The organism is Ruegeria sp. A3M17, assembly GCF_003318255.1.
GTDB lineage: Bacteria > Pseudomonadota > Alphaproteobacteria > Rhodobacterales > Rhodobacteraceae > Ruegeria.
This window is the reverse complement of record NZ_QOCF01000006.1, coordinates 98,005-121,284: the sequence shown is the minus strand read 5'-3', so window position 1 is coordinate 121,284 and position 23,280 is coordinate 98,005. Positions and strand designations below refer to the sequence as shown.

The following is a 23,280-nucleotide window of genomic DNA, read 5'->3' as shown; positions in this document are numbered from 1 at the left end:
CTAGGGGTGGTTTGTGATCGAGCTGTCCGCAACAGGCATCCGGCTTTCATTCGATTTGCAGTTGGGGTTGATCGAGAGTTTCAGTGTGTACGACGGTGACGCAGAGATTTCACCACTGCATCGCGCACCTTGGGTCGGCACAGACGAGGTTATGCCCGAAGGTATAGCACCTCATTTGGAAAAACTCGGCGGTGATTTCTTCTGCGCTCCATTCGGGTCAACTGAGGGGACATCGCCGCTGCATGGGTGGCCAGCTAACTCTCGTTGGAGACTAGAAGAAAAGACCGACAGCTATTTGCGCGCTGAGCTCGACAGAACGGTCTATGGAGCTAGGCTGCAAAAAGAGATTACACTGCATCCTGAACATCCATTCGTCTACCAGCGCCACACTTTCATTGGTGGCGACGGCACGATGCCAGTTGCAAATCACGCAAATGTATTCTTGCCCAATGGCGGGACTATTCATACCTCTCGAAAGCAGTGTTGGAGAACGCCTAAGGTTGAACAGGAAGTTGATCCGGCATTAGGCTATTCAGCGCTTAGATATCCGGCTGAAAGCCAAACGTTGGCGTCTTTTCCCGGGAAAGACGGCGAAGTGAACCTGTCAAACTACCCATGGTCTCCGCAGAGTGAAGACTTTGTTGTTGGATTGGATTCGCCTGAAGAGAAATTGGGGTGGACCGCGGTAACTCGCCCCGTGGAAGGCGACATGTTCCTATCGCTTAAATCGGCTCAGGCTTTGCCGATGACGATGTTGTGGCATTCGAACGGTGGTCGATATTATGCTCCTTGGTCGAGCCGCCACTTTGCCTGCCTTGGGGTTGAGGAGGGGGCCGCTTCGCCCATCCTGGGAAATGTCGAAAACAGTTTCCCGAACGATCACGGCGTCATTCATCTAAACCCCAATCGTCAAGTTGAGGTTACACATGTTATCGGGGCGCTTCGTTGGCGTAGTGGAGCCAGGGTGATTGCAGTTGAAACTCTGGGAAACCAACTCTTGATCCTAGGTACAGAAAATCAGGAGATTCTTGTGCCATTCGATCCGCAAGCCTTAGACATTTGAACGGGTGGTGTCAGGGGAAATTGGCTTGAGACAGGCAGGGCAGTTTCCTAGCTTCGTTTAATGACAAAAACGCTCACTTTTTAGCTGCTTTAAAACCAACCCTGAGATCATTCGTCTAGCAGTGATGCTGTACGTTCGATTCTGGTTGAATAGGTTTGGCCCTATCTGTGCCGCAGAAACTAGCCGAAGACGCATAAATCCGATGCGATGTTTCGCGAACTGGTAACGGCATCTAAATAAGGTTATTGTTGAAGATCAACGGCAAGCAATATTGCCTGTGGCGGGCAGCCGACCATGAAGGCGAGGTGCTGGAAAGCTATGTCACGAAGCGCCGGGATCGTGTTGCGGCCCTTATACACTTGAAGAAAGCGATGAAACGATACGGCCAGCCAGGTTTCGCCGTTACTGACAAATTGCGCTCTTACGACGCGGCGGTGAAAGTCATAGGGAATGCCTCAAGGCAAGAAACTGGCCGTTGGAAGAACAATCTTGCTGAGTATTCACATCTTCCGTCGGCGAAAAGAACGTGTGATGCTCTGCTTCCGGCAAATGTGATGTTTGCAAAAGTTTGCCGCAGACGACTCATCCATCCATAGTCACCTCAATCATGAACGGCAGCTTTAAGCACGCGACAAGTTCAAACTCAGTTGAACCGCCGCTCTTTCCGCGTGGAGCCAACTTAGTTCCGCCTAGTTTCCGGTTTTCTGAGGTAGACTGTGACTGGATCGAATTTGTCTGACAGCACCGCCACTCTACCAGCCTCAATTCAAATGTGTTTTCTGCCGCAACGCCTAACCCAAATATAGGGCCGCTCGAACTGTCACGTTTCGGGTGGCGGCAAAATCCGCTGCGGTCCGGTGCAATCCAGTCCAGCCCCGTTTGCCGTTTGGCCTGAGCGCCTGGTTTATATCAGGATCAATCGAAATAGACAGCGAGCCGCGTTGTATTGATGCAGTGCCGCAGGATGGCCAATTCCCGGTCTCATGCTCAGCTTGCACCCAACTGCTCATGCGCTCCGGCTACCATGCTGGAGGCACAAGAAAAGTCCTCCACGATGATTTGCGCGACAAAGCCGGGGCGTGGCTGACTGTTATTTTCTTTACAAAAATTCCCGAATTTCGTGAACAAATTTACAAAATTTTGTTTCAAAACTAGTAATTTATTGAGAAATTTTCTGTCCGATTTCCATTATTGGAATGCACAAAAGTGCGCTTTCGTCTGCTGGAAGAGGAGCCAAAGGACGAAAAATGGAAATGGGAGGAATACATGACTAAGAAAAATGTCACGCGCCGCGGCGTGCTAAAGTCTGGTGCCGTTGCAGGTACCGGTCTGGCCCTGCCTACGATCTTTACGGCTTCGTCGGCCGCTGCCTTTACCAATGAGCCGACAGGGTCGTCTGTCACTCTGGGCTTCAATGTCCCGCAAACCGGACCCTATGCCGACGAAGGCAATGACGAATTGCTGGCGCAACAGCTGGCGGTCGAACATCTGAACGGCGAAGGCGACGGTGGTTGCTTGAACACATTCTCGTCGAAGGCGCTGCAGGGGAACGGTATCCTCGGCAAGAAGGTTGGGTTCGTCACCGGCGACACCCAAACCAAATCGGACGCAGCCCGCGCATCGGCCAAGTCGATGATCGAAAAAGACGGCGCAATCATGATCAACGGTGGTTCGTCCTCGGGCGTGGCTGTTGCGGTTCAGGGCCTGTGCCAAGAGGCGGGCGTCATCTTCATGGCGGGCCTGACCCACGCAAACGACACCACGGGCAAAGACAAGAAGGCCAACGGTTTCCGCCACTTCTTTAACGCCTACATGTCGGGTGCCGCTCTGGCGCCGGTGCTGGCGGCTGAGATGGGCAAAGAACGGCGCGCCTATCACCTGACGGCTGACTACAACTGGGGCTGGACCCAGGAAGAGTCGATCGTTGCCTCGACCGAAGCTCTGGGATGGGAGACGGTCAACACGGTCAAAACACCCCTGGCGTCTACGGACTTCTCGTCCTACATCGCACCGGTTCTGAACTCTGGCGCGGACGTATTGGTTCTGAACCACTATGGCGGCAACATGGTGAACTCGCTGACCAACGCGATCCAGTTCGGTCTGCTCGACAAGGTTGCAAACGGCAAGGACTTCAAGATCGTCGTGCCACTGTATTCCGAGCTGATGGCTGCTGGTGCGGGCGAGAACATCAAGGGCGTGCTGGGTTCCATGAACTGGAACTGGCAGCTGCAGGATGAGGGCACCAAGGCCTTCGTGAAGTCCTTTGGTGAGAAATACGGCAAGCCGCCGTCCAACTCTGCTCAGACCTGTTATGCACAAGTGCTGCTTTATGCGGATGCGTGTGAGCGTGCGGGCACCTTCAACCCCTGTGGTGTTGCCGAAGCTTTGGAAGACTTTGAGTTCGACGGATTGGGCAACGGTCCGACATGGTATCGCGGTGCCGATCACCAGTGCTTCAAGGACGTGCTGGTTGTGCGGGGCAACGAGAACCCGACCAACGCCTATGACACGCTTGAAATCGTCGAGATCACGCCGCGTTCGCAGGTCGAGTACGATCCCGAGCACCCGATGTTCGCCGGTGGCGAACTGGGCAAGTGCAATCCGGGCGCGTAAGCCTTTTGGCAAAAGTCTGACCGTCGTTCTCGGCGGTCAGACAACTTACGGCCAGGCCTGTGGGCCTGGTCCCAACCACTCAATCCACACTGACCAACCCTGAGGTGGGCCCAATGGACGCCATCCTACTGCAAATACTCAACGGTCTGGACAAGGGCTCGGCTTATGCGCTGATCGCGCTGGGTCTGACTCTGATCTTCGGGACGCTCGGCGTCGTGAACTTTGCCCACGGGGCTTTGTTCATGATTGGCGCGTTCTGCGCCGTTACTTTGCAAAAGCTGCTGAACCTGAGTTTCGTGACCCTGGATGAAACCCAAAAAGACTTTCTGGGTAATCCGCTGAAGGTCGAAACCCCTTATATCGAGGCCTGGTTCGGCCCCGAAGTCGGCGCAACGATTATCGACTGGTCCGTTCCGCTGTCCATCCTGTTTGCAATCCCGATCATGCTGCTGGTTGGCTATGTGATGGAACGCGGGCTGATCAAACATTTCTATAAGCGCCCGCATGCAGACCAGATCCTTGTGACCTTTGGTCTTGCGATCGTTCTGCAGGAAATCGTCAAGTATTTCTTCGGCGCCAACCCGATTCAGACCCCTCCGCCCGATGTGCTGAGCGGATCTGTCGATCTGGGCACCATGGTTGGTTTTGATCCCAATGCAATCATCTACCCGATCTGGCGATTGGTCTATTTTGGCTTTGCCGTAGGCATTATTGGGGCAGTGTTTTCGTTCCTGCAGTTCACCACCTTCGGGATGGTTGTCCGCGCCGGAATGGCTGACCGGGAAACCGTGGGTCTGCTAGGCATCAATATTGACCGCCGGTTTACTATCATGTTTGGCATTGCTGCCGGTGTCGCCGGACTGGCCGGTGTGATGTACGGGCCGATCAACCCGCCGAACTACCACATGGGGATGGACTTTCTGGTCCTTAGCTTCGTTGTGGTTGTTGTTGGCGGAATGGGGTCATTGCCGGGGGCCGTTCTGGCAGGTTTTTTGCTGGGCATTCTGGAAAGCTTTGCCTCCACCACCTGGGCCACCACAACGATCCCGGGCATCAATCAGATCATCATCTACCTTGTCGCCATCATCGTGCTGCTGACGCGTCCGCGCGGGCTGATGGGACGCAAGGGCGTGATGGAGGAATAATCAATGTTGGGACTGAATAAAAAAGACACCAGCCTGCTGATCGTCGTCGCATTCCTGACCTTGCTGGCGCCTTTCATCCTGAACCCGTTTCCGGAGGGCAGCGCAATGGCGCAGTTCAACGCGGGTTACCCGGATTTGATGCAGAGGTTCGTGATTTTCGGGATATTCGCTATCGGGTTCAACATTCTGTTTGGCCTGACCGGGTACTTGTCCTTTGGTCACGCGGCTTTTCTGGGCGTAGGGTCGTACTCGGCAGTTTGGATGTTCAAACTGCTCAGCTACAACGTCATTCCGGCCATCGCGCTGAGTGTCGTCGTTGCGGGCCTGTTCTCACTACTAATCGGGTTCATCAGCCTGCGGCGGTCGGGGATCTATTTCTCGATCCTGACACTGGCGTTCGCACAAATGAGCTTTGCGCTGGCCTACTCGGTGTTGTCAAACCCCAAGTTTAACCTGACAAACGGGGAAACCGGCCTGCAGGTTTATGCGGACGATCCGCAGATCCTGCAGGGCGCCAACGCGCCGGATTTACCGCATCTGTTTGGATTGCCTATGCGCGCGACGTACACGATGGACGTCGGCGCGTGGAGCTTTGACTTCAATGCGGGTTATTACTTGTGCGCAATCATAATGATGATTGTGTTCTACCTGTCTATCCGTATCTTCCGGTCGCCCTTTGGCATGATGCTGCGGGCGGTAAAATCGAACCAGCAGCGGATGAACTATACCGGCCTGAACTCCAAGCCATACACGCTGGCGGCCTTTGTGATTTCCGGCATGTACGCCGGTCTGGCCGGTGGTTTGATGGCCGCCATGGACCCGCTGGCCGGTGCCGAGCGCATGCAGTGGACCGCCTCGGGCGAGGTGGTTCTGATGACGATCCTCGGTGGTACGGGCACGTTGATCGGACCGGTTCTGGGCGCAGGTTTCATCAAGTATTTCGAGAACATCTTCTCGAAGATCAACGACAACGTCCTGCACAGCTGGTTCGCATTCCTGCCTGACGGGTTGGAGGATGCCGTGGTGTTCGTGATCCATCCGTTCATCGGCAAAGGCTGGCATTTGACGCTGGGCATCCTGTTCATGCTGGTCGTCATCTATCTGCCGGGTGGTCTTGTCGAGGGTGGGCAACGTTTGCTCAAGCGCTTCAAGCGTAAGAAAAAAGACACCGACGATGCGCCCTCGGGCAAAACAGAACCGGCGGAATAAGGGGCGAGAAATGGCAATTTTAAGAGTGAAAGACGTCAGCAAACGCTTCGGTGGCCTCAAGGCGCTGACAGATGTGAACCTCAACATCGAAGAGAACTCGGTTCACGCAATCATCGGCCCCAATGGCGCGGGCAAATCGACGCTGCTGAACTGTCTGGTGGGCAAGTTGATGCCGGACACTGGATCGGTGTTGTTCAACAACAACTCGGTTCTGGGGCTCGAGCCGTTCCAGATCAACCAGATGGGCATCAGCCGCGTGTTCCAAACGCCTGAGATCTTCGGCGAGTTGACGGTGATGGAGAATATGCTGATCCCGATCTTCGCGATGCGGGATGGGGCATTCCGTATGCATGCCTATGAGACCATCGCTAGCGAACGTGAGGTCGTCGAACAGGCCGAAGTCATGCTGGAAGAGATGAACATGGTCGACAAACGCGAAATGCACGCGGCGTCGCTGTCTCGGGGCGACAAGCGGCGACTTGAGATTGGCATGTGCCTCAGTCAAAATCCGCGGCTGTTGTTGCTGGACGAACCTACGGCGGGCATGGCGCGGGCGGACACCAACAACACCATCGATTTGCTAAAACAGATCAAGGATGAGCGCGACATAACCATCGCCATTATCGAGCATGACATGCATGTGGTCTTCAGCCTTGCGGAACGTATCACAGTTCTGGCGCAAGGGACGCCGCTGGTCGAAGATACTCCAGAAAAAATCCGTGGACATCCCAAGGTTCGTGAAGCCTATCTGGGCGAGGCGGCGTAAGGAAAAGCTATGAACGAGAAACCCGACTTTTCGAAAAACGCCAATAGGGCAAGCACCGCGCCTGCGTTCCTGTCTGTATGGGACATGCATTCATACTACGGAGAAAGCTATATCGTGCAGGGCGTCACCTTTAATGTGCACGAAGGCGAGATTCTGGCTCTGCTTGGACGGAACGGCGCTGGCAAAACCTCTACACTCCGGTCGATTGCGCGGGTAGGCGATCCCGAAGTAAGGCACGGTGAAATCTGGCTGGATCACCAGCCGCTACACAATATGACAAGCTACGAAGCGGCGTCTGTTGGCCTTGGCCTTGTACCGGAAGACAGACGAATTATCCCAGGGCTGACTGTTGAGGAAAACCTGCAGCTTGCCCAGATTGCGCCGCCAGTCGGATGGTCCCTGGAGCGGTTGTATGAATTGTTCCCGCGTTTGGGCGAACGCAGGAAACAAGAGGGGATTACGTTATCGGGTGGCGAACAACAAATGCTGTCAATCGCCAGAGCCCTTGCCCGGGATATCAAGGTCCTGCTTTTGGATGAGCCATACGAAGGTCTGGCCCCGGTCATTGTCGACGAGATTGAAAAAACACTGGCTCACGTCAAGCAACAGGGCATGACCACGATCATCGTCGAACAGAACGCCGTCCGTGCATTGGAGCTAGCCGATCGCGCGATCATTCTGGACACCGGCACCATCGTATTTGATGGGACGGCGAATGAGGTGCTTCAAGACACCGGCCTTCGCGAGGAGTATTTGGCGATCTAGGGCAGGCTCGAAGTCTTAGGTACATTCTGGTTGCAAACGCCTTAGTTATGGCGACGCTCGAATTCTTCGGACGCTTGCGCTCCTACACTCATGATCAAGGCACCTGACTATGATCCGGCATATCGTTCTGACAAAATTCCGGCCCGACGTGACCGAAGAGGCCATCGGGAAAATTTACAGGGGCCTGTCGGACTTGACCGACGCCTTGCCGGGTGCAGGCGGGTTTACTGGTGGTCGCAGTGAAAGCCCTGAACAGATCGAACGCGGTTACAAGCATGGGTTTGTGATTGATTTCGATGATTGGGCCGCATTGGCCAGCTATCAAAACAACGAGAGGCACAAAGCGCTGGGCGCGCAGATAGTGGAAAACACCGTGGGCGGCATCGATGGAATTCTGGTCCTGGATTTAGAGGTCTGAGATAGTGAATCTGTTTTAGCCAAATTCCGAAGGGCTGACTGAAACTGTGTGCTGAACGGTGCAGCGTGGTGCCGCGCGCCTGTGTCCCTGTAACCGTTCGGCGGCAAGTTTATGATCCGCGGAAACGACCCTGATCAGCTTGATCACCAATGATTTGATGAACCCCATTTTATTGAATTCGCGGCGCCGACGGAGATAGCGTCAGGGCGCAGAAGGGGCGAACGACGGCGCATTCTTTCCCTGCGAAAACGGCAATAGTTGTACGTCAAACACCGGATTACTTGTCTTCCAGCGGTCAATTTTTTATACTGCTTCGTACATTTTTTTGAATTTTTTGATGTTCACGAGTGTATTTGGTTTGCCCGAGTTGCGACAGCGAAGAGCGTGTTCCGGCGGCCAGTTCGGGGGTATTGATGACAAAGGCCAGCGATCCAAAAGCTCGCCCTGAAGTTGCCAAAAAAGACGCTAATAAAGTGTCGGGTATTTATGACTTTGTGCAATCTCCTGAATGGCAGGAGGTGCTTGATAACGCGCGTAAACAGCAAGAAAACAATCCCTCGGCAGGCAAGGTAAACGGAGGCGCTGCGCAGCCGTCTGAGCCGAGCGGTAAGAAACCCACTCAATCAACCGCTGGTGTGCAGCCAGCAAACGCGCCGAATGTGGCATCGGGGCAGCCAGGAACCGCAGGTAAGCCGGCCCAAGTAACCAATTCGCGCCAGACTGGTGAGTCGGTTCAAAATGCCGCCGCGGGGGTTTCTGGTGCCCAAACCGTCAACAATGACAGCCGCGCGACCGAAAACGTCCCAAGCGATGAACGGGGTGAAGCAAGCGCCGCTCCGCCCAATGGCGCGCCCGTACCGGGCATGCATTCCGACAATATACCAGAGGATCTGATCAACCCAGAGCCAAGCCTAAAGCTGTCCGATGGTGAAGTTGCAGATCGATTGCGCAAGAACCTTCTTGAAAGGATAGAGGACCAGAAACGGTCTCGTCGCAAGATGCGGTTGGGTATGATGGCGGCAGGATGCGGCATCGGCGTGGTTGCCTCGTCTTCGGTTTTTCTGATCCTGTCTGGATTGAGCGCGCCCGGTCCAAACGAAAATGTAGGCCTGGCGAGCCAGGAAGCTTTGGCGACAAGCGCGATCACGCAACAGGACGCAGAACTGGCCCAGAGCCCGGAGTCGTCCTCTGAAGTAACACGCGACGCGGAAGATCTGGTTGTAAGCTCTACGACCGTGTTCGATACGTCAGCTGAAACGATTTCGCCCAACGGTGACACAGGCGCGTCAGAGGACCTGGCGTCACTGTCATTGCCCCTACCCGAGGCGTCCGGACCGTCGGGCGGTATCGAACCAGAAGTGTCAGGCTTGGCCCCTAATGTCCGGTCCTTCGTGCCGACCCTTGTCCAGCCGCCACTGCCGATAACCCCGCTAAGTTATCGACCTCGGGAAGAGGTGAATCTGGGTTTCGTCCGCTTTCAATCCACGCCCGAGATTTTCAGCACTTCTGTCGCTTTGCTTGAAACGACTGTGACGGCGGCAGAACCCGAAGAGTTCCTTGAAGCCGTAACCGTCACCGCGACAGTAACCATAACGGCAATGCGCCCACCCGTAGTTCCGATCCCGCCCGGCGCATTGGAGAATGCAGCATCGCAGGTGCCACTGGATGTCCACCAGACTATGCCCGAGCACGCGCGTGCGTATCAGCCGGACGTGGGCACCCAGACAGGCGAAGCAACTGTTTGGGACCTTTCCCTGCCGGAAGCCCTGGCTTCGCTTGAAATTGAAGAGCCGCCGGAAGCGCGCGTTCTGGTTGAGCCCGGTGCGACCTCGTCGAACACTGTTGCATCGGACCTTGCCGTGCAGCAGGACGGAACAGGGTTTGCTGCCGAGATCACGCAACCGCTGCCATCCGAGCCTCAGCCGGAACTTGTAGAATTGGCGGCACTGCCTGTTGCGCCAGAATTGTCTGACGCTCCGTCTCCGCTGGTGACACCAGCCCCTTCGCAGACATCTTCCGCTTTGCAGGTACCAACCCTTGCGCCGACACCAGACCCGCTGGAAACGCCAAACTCGCCCCGGACACCACTTCCGTTGGATGCCGTAGTGTCTTTGGCGCCTTTGCTGCAAGAAGCTTCAACGCCATCAAAGCCTATCGAACGCACAGCTTTGCCGGATGAGGCAATCACGCCACCCGAACCAGAGTCGGTCCCAGCAAATACTGAGGTCGCATTCCGGATCTATGCGCCGACCAACGTGCCGCAAGATGTTGTTGATTCTGTCGTGACCAACCTGACGTCGACGGGGCACGAGCTGAGCGGACAGGCGCGCGTGGGGTTCGGGATCACCCAGTCAAACGTTCGCTTCTATCACAAGCAGGACGAGGAAAGAGCGACTGCTCTCGCCAGAGACTCGGGCGCATTGCTGCGGGATTTCACAGGATCCAACGTCAAAACCCCTAGTGGAATCATTGAGTTATGGTTGGCAGGGGAAGGTTCGGGCGTCGCCGCGGTCAAGCGGACCACCACGCGTTCCACGGCCAGAGCCAAAACCCCGAACCGCGTCAATCGCCTGAAAAGTCAGGTCCTGAGCAAACTTAAGAAAGCGACGACCCAATGACTGTATTTTTAAGCTATACTGAAAAGGACTGATTCAATTTTGTGTACTGTTAATTATTTCCGACGGGGTATCCACAATGACGGATAGACGACTTATCGGCATCGTAACTGCTCTGCTATTCTTATCGACGACCCAAAACGCGCGTGCCGAGATTACGCTTGAGCATCTGCTGGTCATCGACGAAATGCTATCGACTAATGACATTCAGGCACTGTATTCCTACCTCGACAAAAACCCCCAGCTATTAAGCGGCGAAGATGAACTGTCGCTGGAGCTGCGGAGTTTTCACGAGGTCGCGTCGGTTGGAGATCTGGATTTCAGCTATGCCTCCAGCGCACCGGCCAGCGGCGAGGACCGTTCGGCTGAGAATGCATTTGCCGCGTCGCTGCAACACTGAGCCGGATGTCGGGAATGCTTGCCATTGGGCGATCGAACGCACCTACGATCGCCTATGTTATAGAGCCGCGATTTTCTGGCGGGACTTCTGCGGCTGTGGCCGCCGAATTGCCTGTGGCCGCCGAATTTGGGCAGGTCGTCGTCCATGCGATCACATCCAAAACATTTGGCACCAACCAGCACGTCTCGCCGATTTTGCGGCGGATGCTGGACGAGTTGAACATTCCGATCATTTGGGATGCACCCCGGATCACAGCGGATTTCGTCTTTTTGCACAATCCGTCTTTTCTAAAGTTTCAGGACACGCTTGGCACGAAGATCATTGCGCGAGAATTGTATGTGATTACGCATGAGAACTTTCTGCGTCCGGGCGGGGCAGAGGGGTTTGATGTTTCAAACTGTCTAGGCCAGATCGAAGCCTCGACAATTTCGCTTAAGAAGACACTCGCGCCGATATCACCGTATAACCGAAATGGTGTCGTTGACTGGTTGGCAACCTCTCGTGTGGCGCGGCAGTGGGATGTTTTGGGCTCTGACTGGTTCAACATTTGCGAGACCGAGATAAGCGCCCCGTGTGAAACACCACAGGACCGCCGAGGCCGTCATTCACGACCCGGATTCGAGAAGTTCCCGGTTATTGCCGATTTGGACAGCTGTTTTCCAAGCCATTCTCAGTGCAATGTAATTCTTGGGGCGGATGCTTTGTTGAATGCCCGTGTTCTTCGCGCGCATTGGACCTTGCTTCCCTTTGATGCCATAACTGTGCAAGAGTTCTTTGGAATGATTGACTTTTTCGTATATTTCACGGCACCGACCTGGCAGGAAAGCTTTGGTCGTGTGGTAGCCGAGGCGGTTGCCGCAGGTAAGGTTGTTCTAACCAACCCCGATACTGGTGCCACGTTCGGAAATGCCGTCTTGACCTGCCAGCCATCTCAGGTGGACACAATCATTGCAGACCTGATCGCCCAGCCGCAGAAGTATCATGATCAGGTAGTCAGATCGCAATCGGCGCTGCAGAACTACTCTGCAGGGAAATTCAAGGCGATGCTGTCGGGGGTTTTATCCGCCGACAGCGAGGTGAAAAGATGATCTATGTCGAAGTCGGCACACGCTCATTGCGGTCGTTTGACACGCAGTTGATCTTTGCCGAGCAGCTTGCCGCACGTGGCTTCAATGTGTGCATTGATGCCGATTATCTGCCCGAGGATGCAGGGCGAGGCAGGATTTTCGAGGCAGCCAAGTTCCTCGTCGACCCGGGCGAGAACAAGGCGCAAACCGTATTCGTACTGGGTGCCGAAGAGATCGACGATTTTCTTCTTGCGTCGTTGCGCAACAAACAGCTCGACCCGAGTGTTCCGGTTGTTGCGACGGGCCGCTTTGCGACCCAACAAAGTTACATCGCGGCCAAGGCCCGGCTGGCCTATGCGCTTGGGCGCGAAGCCCAGGTTATCGACCTGACAGATTTTCAACCGCGCCCAGTGCTGCCATCGACCTCAAGCCCTTTGGTGGCGGATATTCGGCCCGTATCGCGGCGGTCTAAAAGGGTGGTGCCGAACGTGACCCTTGTGTTGGGTTCGATGGAGTTGGACAACCCCGAGATGCTGTCTTGCTTTTCCCGGATGAGCAGCCAGGGTGGCTATAACCTGAAACTCATCGTTAGCGGCGCGCAGAATGAGGCGATCAAGGCGTCGCCGTTTCACGATTTGCCGACCTATCTGTATACCGGGCTGTCACCGCTGACCTTGGCAAATTCGACGGATATTCTGGCGATGTTCGGCCACGGAATCGCCGGGGTTCGCATGGCCGCTTTTGCGGTCGAGTTGATCGCAGCAGGCGGCGTTGCGATCGACTGTACTGACGATGAGGTTCTGATGTCTTCGGGCGCACCTGCTTTGCTTGGGCCCAAGACTCCGTTCGCGTTGGATGGGTACCTGATCGGCAATGTGATCGGAAACGTGCCGCAAATTGTCGAACAGGCCTCGAAATCCCAGTGGTTGCATACAGTTGACATTTCGCGCCTGGAAACGGCTGCAGGTCTGACGCCGAAAAAGCGTCAGACAGAACAGGACAAGCCCAGAACCCTGTTTTTCCCGACGAATGGCGTGGGGCTGGGCCACGCGCAGCGGTGCAGTACCATTGCCCGTGAAATGCCGGACACCATGACAAAAATGTTCGCGGCCTTTCCCAGCTGCGTTCCGCTTGTTCGCCGTGAAGGTATCGACTGTATCCCGCTGGTTCAGCGCACCGATACAAAGACCAATTCTGATGGCAATGACGTGCTGACCTATCGGCGTCTTGGTGCGGTGCTTCAGGAAAACGACACGCTGGTTTTTGACGGCGGCTATGTGTTTGACTCCGTCTACCGGGTGATCCGTGAACGTAAGTTGTCGGCGGCTTGGATCCGTCGCGGGTTGTGGCCCGAAGGCCGGTCAAGGCAGACAATGCTGCGCCGCGAAAGCGTGTTTGACCGTGTCATCGTGCCTTCCGAGGCGTTTGACGAGCTGAACGACGCCTACAGCTATGGTGACCATGTCCATTATGTCGGGCCAATCGTGCGTCAGGTGGAACAATCCGCCGCGGAAAAAGAACAGCTCAAGGCCCGGCTGGCGGAGCGGTTCGGGCGCGACTTCAAGCAGCTGGTTGTCAGCATGTTAGGAGGTGGCGTTGCCTCGGACAGGTCTGCGCAATTGCAGGCGATCTCGGGCATGCTTGAGGCGCGCAAAGATTGCCTGCACCTTGTTGTAACGTGGCCCGGAAGCACGGTTCAGCCTGCCACATTTGGTTGGAAAAACACCCATGTGGTTCAGACGTTAGAGGCGACCAAGCTTTGTCTTGCCGCGGACGTGGTCATATCTGCAGCCGGGTACAACTCGGTCCTTGAGATGCTGTACCATCGCATCCCGGCGATATTTATTCCGCAGTCAGCACCCTATCTGGACGATCAGGAACGGCGCGCCACAGCCATGGCCGACCGTGACCTGTGCGCCGCCATTACCGAACGCGAATTCATGACGCTCGAGCGCACGGTCGCAGACTGGCTGGATCATGATGGTGCCGAATTCTACCGATCCGCTTTGAATGATTTTGAGCTGCCCAAAACGGGGGCAGTCAAGGCCGCCGAATTGTTGACCGAATTGGGGGCTAACTATGACCAGTGATCTGTGGTTCGAAATCCTCAGCCGAGCGTCGCCAAATCGGCCCGAGCCGCTGGACGATCTGATCAATGAGGATCGTGACGCCAAGCCGCTTGGCAAGGTTATCTTTCCGAATATGCGGCTGGCACCTTCGCTCATGCTGTGGGACCGTGAACCCGGTGGCCCGGTACATATCGGCGTGCGGGTGCATGAACCGACAGAAACGCCATATCGTATCGCCAGGCTGTTGGCCGCCGCCGCGATGGAGCGGGAGGTTTTTCCGGTCATTCTCAGCCGCGTTGATTATTGCGGTCTTGAACGGTTCGGCTTTCGGGTCGAACGCGTGCCCGAAGAGGCTGCTGCAGCCCAGGCCGCCGAGGAAGAAATCAGAAAATACTGGGACCTGGCGATTATCATTGACGGGCATGAAATCGGTCTGTTGGGCTAGCAAGACGCCAGATTAGCGTAAGGAGCGTCTTGTGAAAATCATAACCGGCGGACAAACGGGCGTTGATCTGGCGGCTTTTCAGTTCGCTTTGGAAAACGACATTGCCTATGGCGGCTGGGTTCCGAAAAGCCGCTTGAATGAGGCGGGCCGCATTCCAGATCGCTTCTGCGGTTTGAGTGAAACGCGGTCCGAGGATGTCGCCGAACGCACAAGGATGAACGTTTTGTCCTGCGACGCGTTGCTGGTGTTTGTGGATGGCACGACCAGCCCCGGAACGCAGCTGACCATCGATTTCGCGCAAGAGATCGGAAAGCCTTATCTGGTCGTCGATCTAGGGCAGGGGTTTGAGGCGTGCGCGCGCCAAGTAAAGCAATGGGTCATGGCGAGACCCAATGCGGTTTTGAACATCGCTGGCCCCAGAGAAAGTGAAGCCCCCCAGATCGGAGCCAAAGTGACAGCGATCTTGCGTCAATCGATTTCGCCCCAAAGCCCCGAGGCATAGCCAAGCATGGGTTCTGGGTATACGACGTTTCGCCAGTTGGCGCGGCACCCGCCGGTTGCTAGGGTTGGGACAACCAGATTGCGAAGGCCAAGTTTCATGTTTGCAAAAACCGCCGGACAGATTGATTTTGATAGGGTTCTGATCGTCGATGACCATCCATTGTTTTGTGATGCTTTGTCGATGACGCTGCAAAGTGTCACTCGTATTGGTGAAATCCACACCGCAGATCGATTGGAAAACGCGATTGCTCTGATTGCCGGTGGGTTGCGACCTGATGCGGTTATACTGGACCTCAATCTGCCGGATGTGGACGGGCTTGAAGGTTTGGTGCGCGTCAAAGCGGCCACCGATGCACCGGTCATCGTGGTGTCGTCGATTTCAGAGAACCGCGTGATCAGTCAGGTGATCCGTGCGGGAGCCTCAGGTTATGTCCCCAAGCACAGCCAGCGAGACGTGTTTCGTACAGCTTTCGCGACAGTTCATTCCGGGGACGTCTTCGTGCCAGACGGTTTTGCACTGATTGACGACGATGCGGATACCGAACACAGCGACGCCGCCCATCGGCTTGCCACTTTGACCAATCAGCAATGGCGCATTCTGCAGCTTATCTGTGAAGGCAAACTGAACAAGCAGATTGCGTTTGATCTGTCCATTGCCGAAACCACGGTCAAGGCGCATGTAACTGCAATCATGCGTAAACTCGGCGTGCAAAGTCGTACGCAGGCCGTGCTGCTTGCCAAGAAGGCTTCTCTTGCCAGCGTCTTGCAAGACTAGGCCCAAGCGCCATATCTTACGACAACGTCGCGCTTCAGGGAGGAGGGCAGGATGAACCAAGCAGTCGGGTGGGCGACAGCTGCTGCCCGTGCGCCAGGTATCGTCAAAACGGGCTTTGTACATCGCGACACGGATCAGGCGATTGAAAAACTCGCCGGGTCGTTGGGCGATGATCTTTTGTCCTTGGTTATTCTGTTCGTGAGCTCCGGCGCGGATGCGGCGGCGGTTATTTCCGAGGCAGTCGATGCTTTTGCGCCAACGCCTGTGATCGGATGCACCACAGCGGGCGAGCTTGCAGATTGCGGCTATGGCGAAGATCAGATTGTCGCCATCGGATTACCGTCTTCGCATTTCGAGGTTCGCACTCTGTTGGTGCCCGACCTTGGCAATTTCTCAGCGCAGGACATCATCGACCAGATGATCCGCAACCGTAACGAAATGGCGGCGTCCGCACCGGATTGGAAACACGAGTTTTCCTTTTTGATGATCGACGGGTTGTCGACGAAAGAGGATGAGCTGACGTCGGAACTCGCTGTTGGACTGGGGCCGGTACCCTTGTTCGGCGGGTCCGCAGGGGACGGAACCCATTTCGGCGCGACCTATGTGTTGATGGACGGTCAGGCCATGCAGAACGCGGCGATCCTGACGCAGGTTCGCACGCGCTGCCCGATCAAAGTGTTCAAGACAGATCACCTGTTGCCAACGGCGCGGCGTATGGTGGTCACCAAGGCCGATCCGGCAAACCGTATCGTGCAGGAAATCAACGCCGAGCCAGCCGCGCGCGAATATGCCCGTCTACTTGGAAAAGATCCTGAACAGCTGACGACCTTTACCTTCGCGGCCCACCCGCTGGTTGTGCAGATCGGCGGCCAGCATCATGTGCGGGCCATTCAGCGCGTCGCGGGCAATGGTGACCTTGTGTTCTTTTCCGCGATTGATGAGGGGCTGGTGCTGACGCTGGCCGAACCTCGGGACATGGTTTCGCATCTCGAGGAAGAAATCGCTGCGCTGACACAAACCACCCGTCCGGACACGATCCTGGGCTGCGATTGCATCCTGCGCCGGCTGGAGGCACAGGAAAAGCAAAAGACGGGCGAGATTTCGCGACTGCTTGCCGAGAACCATGTCGTCGGGTTTTCGACCTATGGCGAGCAATTCAACTCGATCCATGTGAACCAGACGCTGACCGGCGTCGCGATCTACCCCCCGGAAGACGGGTAGGCGATGATTGAATCCCTGACCGACCCCAATGATCCGCTTGATCGGCAAAATGAAAAGCTGCTGAAGATCGTCGCGGCCCTGATGCGGCGAGTTGAAGAATCCACCGATGCTTCGGGCGCGGCTTACGCTCAGTTTCAGCGGGCTGCCATGCTTGAACAGGAAGTGCGGGCGCGGACGGATGACCTTGAGCGGGCGTTAAACTTGCTCAACGATTCGAACGCGCGCCTGGCGCAGGCCAATCAGGAAACCGAAGCCGCCCGCGCAAACCTCGCCAATGCGATCGAGGCGGTGCAGGAAGGGTTTGCACTGTTCAACCGGGATGAAGAAATGGTCCTGTGCAACAGCCGCTTTGGCCTGCATATGCCTGACATCCAAACCAAGCTGACACCGGGGCTGCGGTTCACCGATTATGTCGGGTTGGTCAGCCAGTCCAGGTTCCTGTCCCTGCCTGGAGTAGTTTCCCCAAAAGACTGGGTGCAACGGCGCATGGCCCGCCATGCTGAAGATCACGTTGTCTTTAACATCCGCCTTAGCGGCAACCGCTGGATGCAGGTGTCGGAACATCGGACACCGGATGGCGGCACCGTTATCTTACAAACGGATGTGACAGACATTATGCGGGTCGAGCGGCAGGAAAGGGACCGCATCCTTGATGACAAAGCGCGCCTGATCCGCGCGACACTGGAGCATATCGATCAGGGGGTCTGTATCTTTGACAGCAAGCTGCGTCTGGTCGGATGGAACAACCGCGCCAGCGAGTTGCTGGCCATCCCCAACGCGCAATTTCAGATGGGGGCACCGTTCCGGGCGTTGTTTCACCGATTAAGCGCGACCATCAGTTTTGAGGGCGGCGTGAGCGACGCCGACCTGCTGACCTGGGTCAATCGCTCGACCGAGCGCCCGCCGTTGCAATTCCAGATGCACAGCGGACGTGCCAAGATATTGTCAGTCTTCGCGCAGGAAATGCCGGATCGGGGTTTCGTGATTTCCTTCACCGATGTGACGGCTGAAAGAAAATCCGCACAAGCCCTGGTCGAGGCCAAGGAACTGTTGGAACAGCGCGTTGCATCGCGGACAATGGAACTTGCGGACGCGCTGAACGAAGCAGAGCGTGCGAACGCATCAAAATCGCGCTTTGTCGCGGCGGCCAGCCACGACCTGTTGCAACCTCTGTCGGCTGCAAAACTCTACGTCTCAACACTGGGCAGTGGGTTGGACAAGGCTGATGCGCGCGCAGTCGCGGTGAAAGCAGAGAGCGCTCTTAACAGTGTCGAACACATTCTTGAGGCGCTGCTGGATATTTCGAAACTGGATTCCGGGCGAGCATCGGTTCACTTGTCTTCCGTCCCGGTCGGAGAGCTTTTTTCCCAGATGGAGGACGCTTTTAGGCCTATGGCGCAAGCCAAGGGGCTTGGATTGCGATTTGTCGGTACCGATGCAGTTGTCAGAAGTGATGCCAGTTACCTGCGGCGCATTCTGCAAAACCTGCTGTCAAATGCGATCCGGTACACGGAATCGGGCAGGGTTCTGGTCGGTGTAAGACGACTGGGGAAGACCGTTTCGATCCAGGTTTTGGATACAGGAATTGGGATCGCGCCTGACCAGAGAGACGTTGTTTTTCAAGAATTTAAACGTATTCATTCAGACGCCAGCGCGGCCGAAGGGATGGGTTTGGGCCTTGCCATTGTGGAACGCGCCTGTGGTTTGTTGAAACATCCGATACGTTTGCAGTCCGAACCAGGGCGCGGAACCATTTTCTCTATCGCGGTTCCATCAGCAGGCCAGACACGCGATGCGCTGAATAGTGGTGAGCCGTCGATACAGCCGCGCTCGGACGTGCTGCACAGGACGGTTGCTTTGATGATTGAAAACGATGACAACCTACGCGGCGCGCTGTGCATGACGATGGAGACATGGGGCGTTCAGGTGCTGGAAGCGGCCAGCAAAGATGAGGCCGCGAACCTGCTGCACGAGATCGGGATTTTACCGGATGTCATTGTCGCCGATTATCAGCTGGACGGCGGCAAGATCGGGACCCAAGCCATTGCCGAACTGACACGCGAATTCGGGCACCTGCCCGGTTGCATCATTTCCGCTGATCGTTCGACCGAATTGGCAGCCTCTTGCAAGACGGCAGGCTACCTTTTGCTGCACAAGCCGATTGATGCGCGGAAGCTTAAGACCGTGCTTGAAGCCTCTGTCAGATAGCGGGTCAGGGCGTTGGTCGCTTGCCGACTGTACGCATCATTTGCCGGACGTAGAACTTTGGCGCCAGACGGTTCAGTAAATTGGCGATCCGTGCGATCCGCCCGACCGGAATATAGTCTTTGTTTCGCCGGTAGCCTTGCAAAATCACCTGCGCCGCAGCTTCCGGCTCCATGTAGTCAATGCCATCTGAGGCTGAGCCGGGACGAACGAACCCAGAGTCTGCAGCCTCCGCTCGCCCGATATTGGTCGCCACAAAGGATGGCGCGGCGATGGAAACGCGAACGCCGTGGGCGGATTCCTCGGCGCGAAGGGACTTAAAGAACCCCTCCATCGCGTGTTTGCTGGCTGCATAGGCGGTTCGATGGATGAGCGGTGCAAAACCTGCGACGGAAGAGATCGCAAGGTGTGTACCCTTGGCTTTCCTGACCGCGTCCAAAAATTGCTGCGCACAGCCAACTGCAGCGAAATAGTTGATTTCGAACAAGTTTCGGTGCGAGCGCATATCGCTGTCTGAAAAAGGTGAAATCTGCGAGACACCCGCATTGTAGACAACCAAATCAATGGACTCTCTTGCCGCAATGATCCGGGCACAGGTGTCTTTGCATTGATCAGCGTCGGTCAGATCACAGGCATAGGTGCTGACGTCATCTTGATTGGCAAGCGCGGCAAGCTCTGGACCCGGTAAATCGATCAACGCCGTGTGCCAGCCGTCGGCCCTCAGCGCGGCAGACAGCGCGCGACCCAAGCCTCCGGCTCCTCCTGTAATGACAGTGGTTGGTTTCATTGGGTAGCCTCCCACCAGCGATCGAACGCCTCGGCACTCGTGAATTTGGGGTGATAGCCGAATACGCCTTTCAGCGCGGCATTGTTCAACACGGGGCGGTACAGAAGGAAACGCACTTGTTCTGGCCCATAACGCGACAGACCCAGCGGGCGGGCAATAGACAGGGCGATTTTGACCACCGCAGGGGGCAACCAACGCACCGATTTGCCCATTTGTGACGCGATCTGTGAGATGGTCAGCGCGCCATCGCCGGCAACGTTGAAAACGCCGGCAGGCCCGTCCGTGGCCGCACGCACCAGTATATCGGCCAAGTCTTCGTCCCAGATGAACACAAAAGGGCTGTCGGAGCCTTTCAAGCCCAGCAGACTGGGTTTGTGGAACAGAGCCGTTATCTGGTTTTCGACCTTGGGCCCCAGTACGGTGCCCACGCGCAGAACAACCTGTTCGAGGTCGGGCGCGGTTTGTCTGGCCTCGGCCAGCATTTCTTCGACCAGCCGCTTGTGCCAGGAATAGGCAAACTCCTGATTGCCTCGTATCGCATCCGTTTCGCGCAAGGGAACCGGGTTATCGGCATGATACCCGTAAGCGGCCCCCGAAGAGGTAACCACCAGACGCGTGACCCCGGCGGCAATCGCCGCATTCAGCACATTTCGGGTACCTTCGACATCAACCTGATATTCATGGTCTCTGGTCGAGCTCGGACCGGGGGTCACGATGGATGCCAGATGAACGATGGTGTCCGGTCCTTCAGCCAGAATGACGTTGAGAGGCGCATTGCCGGTGACATCCATCCCTACGAACCGTGCATTTTTCGGCAGGTTGGCGGGCTCTTGAATATCGGTTGCGGTGATCGTGATGTCGGCACGACCGCCCAACCGTTGCAGCAGGGCAGTTCCCACCGCACCGGCGGCCCCGGTGATCAGGATGTGGCGCATTCGGGAACCTCTCGTCTTGCAAAGAAGGCGGCCAGAGCCAGCCCCGAGATCGCGTGCCAGATGCCCCATAGTGCGGCGGCCACCGCCATGCCACCAAGCCCTCCGAAAAAGGCGAAAATCAGGATGAGGCCAAGGCCCGAGTTCTGTATCCCCGTTTCGATTGTGACAGACCGGCGGTCGCGTTCCGACAGGTTGGCGGCAGTCGCGGTCAGATACCCGCCCATGAAAGCCAGCGCGTTATGCAGGATGACGATTCCGATGATCGCGGTCGCAAAATGCTTGAAAATTGCCCAGTTTGCGGCGAGCGCAACCATGATGAATGTGATGAATATCGCCATCGAGAGCCACTGCATAGGGCGGCGAATTCTATCCGCAAAGGCGGTAAGTCGCGCATTGACCAGCATGCCAAGGATCAGGGGTAGGATCAGCATGAAACCGACCGTAATGGCCACTGCGACCGGGTCGATTTCTGTTCTTTGCAGAATTTCCCGTGTTGGGGCGTAAAGATTCCCCCACAACGCAACATTAGCGGGCGTGATGATGATCGCGCCGACGGTTGCAAAGGCGGTCATCGATACCGAAAGCGCGACGTTTCCGCCAGCACGGTGCGTCATGAAATTCGAGATGTTCCCACCCGGGCAGGCCGCAACAAGGATCAGTCCCATTGCCACCGAGGGTAATGGATTGACCACCAGCAACATCAGAAAGGTGAGTGCGGGTAGAACCAGAAACTGGGACGCCAGCCCAACAAGCAACGATTTCGGTCCGCGCAGGATCCGGCGAAAGTCATCCATCCTAAGATCCAGCGCGATTGAGAACATCACGACGGCAAGGATGACGTTCAGCAGCCTTAGGTTGCCTGCATCGAAGTTCAGCGCGACTTCGTCGATCCCGTTCATGACTGGGCCGCTTTCAACGCTGCGATCTGTCGGGTCACTTCACCGCGGTAGGTCGCTTTGTCGACATAATAGGCCATCCGCGGCAGGTCGATATAGTTCATGCCGCCGGTCGCACGTTCGAACTTTTGGGATTTAGTCGCGTGAATGGCCTTTGCGGCAGAGTTTCCGGATCTTAGCCCTGCGATATAGCGCGCCACCATCTCGGCCTGTTCGTGCCGTCCTTGCCACCCAAGGCCCGACGCCTCGATCATTCCCAGAATGAACAGGTCATCGCGGGTTGGGTGCATGCAGTTCAGGTACAAGTGCGGGGCGTCGCCCTGCCAGTTCAAGTGCGACTTATCGATGAACGGGTAGTGCAATTTATATCCGGTCGCGGCCAGAATCATGTCGTATTCAGCACTGGTGCCATCGCGGAAATGGACGGTCTTGCCGTCAAATCTTTCAATGTCAGGGCGCACTTTCAAATCGCCATGCCCGGCGTGGAACAGGATCAGCGAGTTGACGACGGGGTGGGACTCGTACAGGGCGTAATCTGGCTTGGGAAAGCCATATTTCTGCGGATCACCCACGAACCATTTCAGGATTGCACCGTCCACTTTACGTTTCAGCCACATGGGCAGTTTGATCTTCCCGCCCATCGTGTCGGCCGGAACGCCAAACACGTATTTAGGCACAAAATAGTACCCCCTGCGCATCGAGATGTCACAGGACTGTCCGTGGTGAATGGCGTCAACGGCGATGTCGCAGCCCGAGTTTCCGGCCCCGATGACCAGAACTCGCTTGCCTGTGAATTGCGTCGGGTAACGGTAGTCCGAGGCGTGGATCAGCTCGCCTGAAAACTCTCCCTCAAACTTGGGTAGGTTGGGTTCAGACAATGTGCCGTTGGCGATCAGAACACCCGCAAAGATCTGGCAGTGCTCAGTACCTGCCTTGTCGCGCCACTTCACCTCCCATCCGCCTGCGTCCAGCGGTGTGGTGCTCAGGACCTCGGCACCAAAGTGATAGTGCTGGTACAGGTCAAATGCGTTCGCGAAGTCGTGGAAGTACGTCTTGAGCTCGCGATGTGATGGATACTCCGCCGTTTCTTCCTGCATAGGGAAGTCGGTGAATTCGGTCATTTTCTTCGACGATATGAGGTGGGCGGTCTCGTACATCGTAGACCGAGGGGCATCGATGTTCCACAGACCACCCACATCATCTGCCAGTTCAAATCCCTGAAATGGCACTCCCTGCTCGACAAGTGTCTTGGCCATTGCCAGACCCATGGGCCCAGCTCCGATCAGAGCAAAACACTCTTCCGGGCGGGCCTTCACCGTGACCGGTTGGCCCGCTCCGACTTGCACCTGTTCCATCCGTCTCTCCTCCTGCGACATTATTTATCT

20 protein-coding genes and 1 pseudogene are annotated in these 23,280 nt (G+C 56.2%); 17 read left to right on the top strand and 4 right to left on the bottom strand.

Translation table 11 applies throughout. The annotated features are described in order from the left end of the window. Positions 1–13: 13 nt before the first annotated feature. From DS906_RS22015 to DS906_RS03175, 17 genes and pseudogenes are all read left to right on the top strand, one after another. Entirely contained in the window at positions 14–1,063 is a 1,050-nt protein-coding gene (locus DS906_RS22015; protein ID WP_147235157.1) for a hypothetical protein, read from the top strand. Between the two features lie 106 nt (positions 1,064–1,169). Next, positions 1,170–1,714: pseudogene (locus DS906_RS03250) on the top strand (DDE-type integrase/transposase/recombinase). A gap of 615 nt (positions 1,715–2,329) precedes the next feature. Continuing rightward, positions 2,330–3,676 (top strand): substrate-binding protein, encoded by a 1,347-nt coding sequence (locus tag DS906_RS03245; protein ID WP_058274871.1) that lies wholly within the window; start codon positions 2,330–2,332, stop codon positions 3,674–3,676. Between the two features lie 113 nt (positions 3,677–3,789). Then, positions 3,790–4,821, top strand: coding sequence for a branched-chain amino acid ABC transporter permease (locus tag DS906_RS03240; RefSeq protein WP_113788805.1), 1,032 nt, complete (start codon positions 3,790–3,792; stop codon positions 4,819–4,821). Positions 4,822–4,824: 3 nt separating this feature from the next. Next, a complete protein-coding gene (locus DS906_RS03235; RefSeq protein WP_113788804.1) occupies positions 4,825–6,030 on the top strand; it encodes a branched-chain amino acid ABC transporter permease in 1,206 nt (401 codons plus the stop codon). Positions 6,031–6,040: 10 nt separating this feature from the next. Beyond that, positions 6,041–6,796 (top strand): ABC transporter ATP-binding protein, encoded by a 756-nt coding sequence (locus DS906_RS03230; protein WP_113788803.1) that lies wholly within the window; start codon positions 6,041–6,043, stop codon positions 6,794–6,796. Between the two features lie 9 nt (positions 6,797–6,805). Next, positions 6,806–7,561, top strand: a complete 756-nt coding sequence (locus DS906_RS03225; protein ID WP_113788802.1) for an ABC transporter ATP-binding protein — start codon at positions 6,806–6,808, stop codon at positions 7,559–7,561. Between the two features lie 109 nt (positions 7,562–7,670). Then, positions 7,671–7,979, top strand: coding sequence for a Dabb family protein (locus DS906_RS03220; protein WP_113788801.1), 309 nt, complete (start codon positions 7,671–7,673; stop codon positions 7,977–7,979). A gap of 413 nt (positions 7,980–8,392) precedes the next feature. Beyond that, a complete protein-coding gene (locus tag DS906_RS03215; protein WP_113788800.1) occupies positions 8,393–10,597 on the top strand; it encodes a hypothetical protein in 2,205 nt (734 codons plus the stop codon). Between the two features lie 76 nt (positions 10,598–10,673). Next, positions 10,674–10,994 (top strand): hypothetical protein, encoded by a 321-nt coding sequence (locus DS906_RS03210; protein ID WP_113788799.1) that lies wholly within the window; start codon positions 10,674–10,676, stop codon positions 10,992–10,994. Between the two features lie 14 nt (positions 10,995–11,008). Beyond that, on the top strand, positions 11,009–12,082 hold the full coding sequence (locus DS906_RS03205) for a glycosyltransferase (protein WP_233494667.1): 1,074 nt from the start codon (positions 11,009–11,011) through the stop codon (positions 12,080–12,082). Continuing rightward, positions 12,079–14,151 (top strand): glycosyltransferase, encoded by a 2,073-nt coding sequence (locus DS906_RS03200; RefSeq protein ID WP_113788797.1) that lies wholly within the window; start codon positions 12,079–12,081, stop codon positions 14,149–14,151. Before DS906_RS03205 ends, DS906_RS03200 begins: the two co-directional genes overlap by 4 nt. Further along, a complete protein-coding gene (locus DS906_RS03195) occupies positions 14,141–14,575 on the top strand; it encodes a hypothetical protein (protein WP_113788796.1) in 435 nt (144 codons plus the stop codon). Before DS906_RS03200 ends, DS906_RS03195 begins: the two co-directional genes overlap by 11 nt. Before the next feature lie 31 nt (positions 14,576–14,606). Beyond that, a complete protein-coding gene (locus DS906_RS03190; RefSeq protein ID WP_113788795.1) occupies positions 14,607–15,077 on the top strand; it encodes a putative molybdenum carrier protein in 471 nt (156 codons plus the stop codon). Positions 15,078–15,173: 96 nt separating this feature from the next. Next, positions 15,174–15,851, top strand: coding sequence for a response regulator transcription factor (locus tag DS906_RS03185; RefSeq protein ID WP_113788794.1), 678 nt, complete (start codon positions 15,174–15,176; stop codon positions 15,849–15,851). 51 nt (positions 15,852–15,902) lie between these two features. Beyond that, on the top strand, positions 15,903–17,072 hold the full coding sequence (locus DS906_RS03180; protein WP_113788793.1) for an FIST N-terminal domain-containing protein: 1,170 nt from the start codon (positions 15,903–15,905) through the stop codon (positions 17,070–17,072). Between the two features lie 3 nt (positions 17,073–17,075). Continuing rightward, a complete protein-coding gene (locus tag DS906_RS03175; RefSeq protein WP_113788792.1) occupies positions 17,076–19,280 on the top strand; it encodes a PAS-domain containing protein in 2,205 nt (734 codons plus the stop codon). Positions 19,281–19,284: 4 nt separating this feature from the next. On the opposite strand, the gene DS906_RS03170 is transcribed toward DS906_RS03175, so the two are convergent. The 4 genes from DS906_RS03170 to DS906_RS03155 are packed head-to-tail and all read right to left on the bottom strand — an operon-like array spanning position 19,285 to position 23,250. Beyond that, positions 19,285–20,064, bottom strand: a complete 780-nt coding sequence (locus tag DS906_RS03170) for an SDR family oxidoreductase (protein ID WP_113788791.1) — start codon at positions 20,062–20,064, stop codon at positions 19,285–19,287. Beyond that, positions 20,061–20,999 carry an SDR family oxidoreductase gene (locus DS906_RS03165; RefSeq protein WP_113788790.1) on the bottom strand — a complete coding sequence of 313 codons (939 nt, stop codon included), beginning with the start codon at positions 20,997–20,999 and terminating at the stop codon, positions 20,061–20,063. The genes DS906_RS03170 and DS906_RS03165 overlap by 4 nt, the downstream gene beginning before the upstream one ends. Beyond that, entirely contained in the window at positions 20,984–21,898 is a 915-nt protein-coding gene (locus DS906_RS03160; protein ID WP_113788789.1) for a bile acid:sodium symporter family protein, read from the bottom strand. Before DS906_RS03160 ends, DS906_RS03165 begins: the two co-directional genes overlap by 16 nt. Beyond that, positions 21,895–23,250, bottom strand: a complete 1,356-nt coding sequence (locus DS906_RS03155; RefSeq protein ID WP_113788788.1) for an NAD(P)/FAD-dependent oxidoreductase — start codon at positions 23,248–23,250, stop codon at positions 21,895–21,897. Before DS906_RS03155 ends, DS906_RS03160 begins: the two co-directional genes overlap by 4 nt. Positions 23,251–23,280 lie beyond the last annotated feature (30 nt).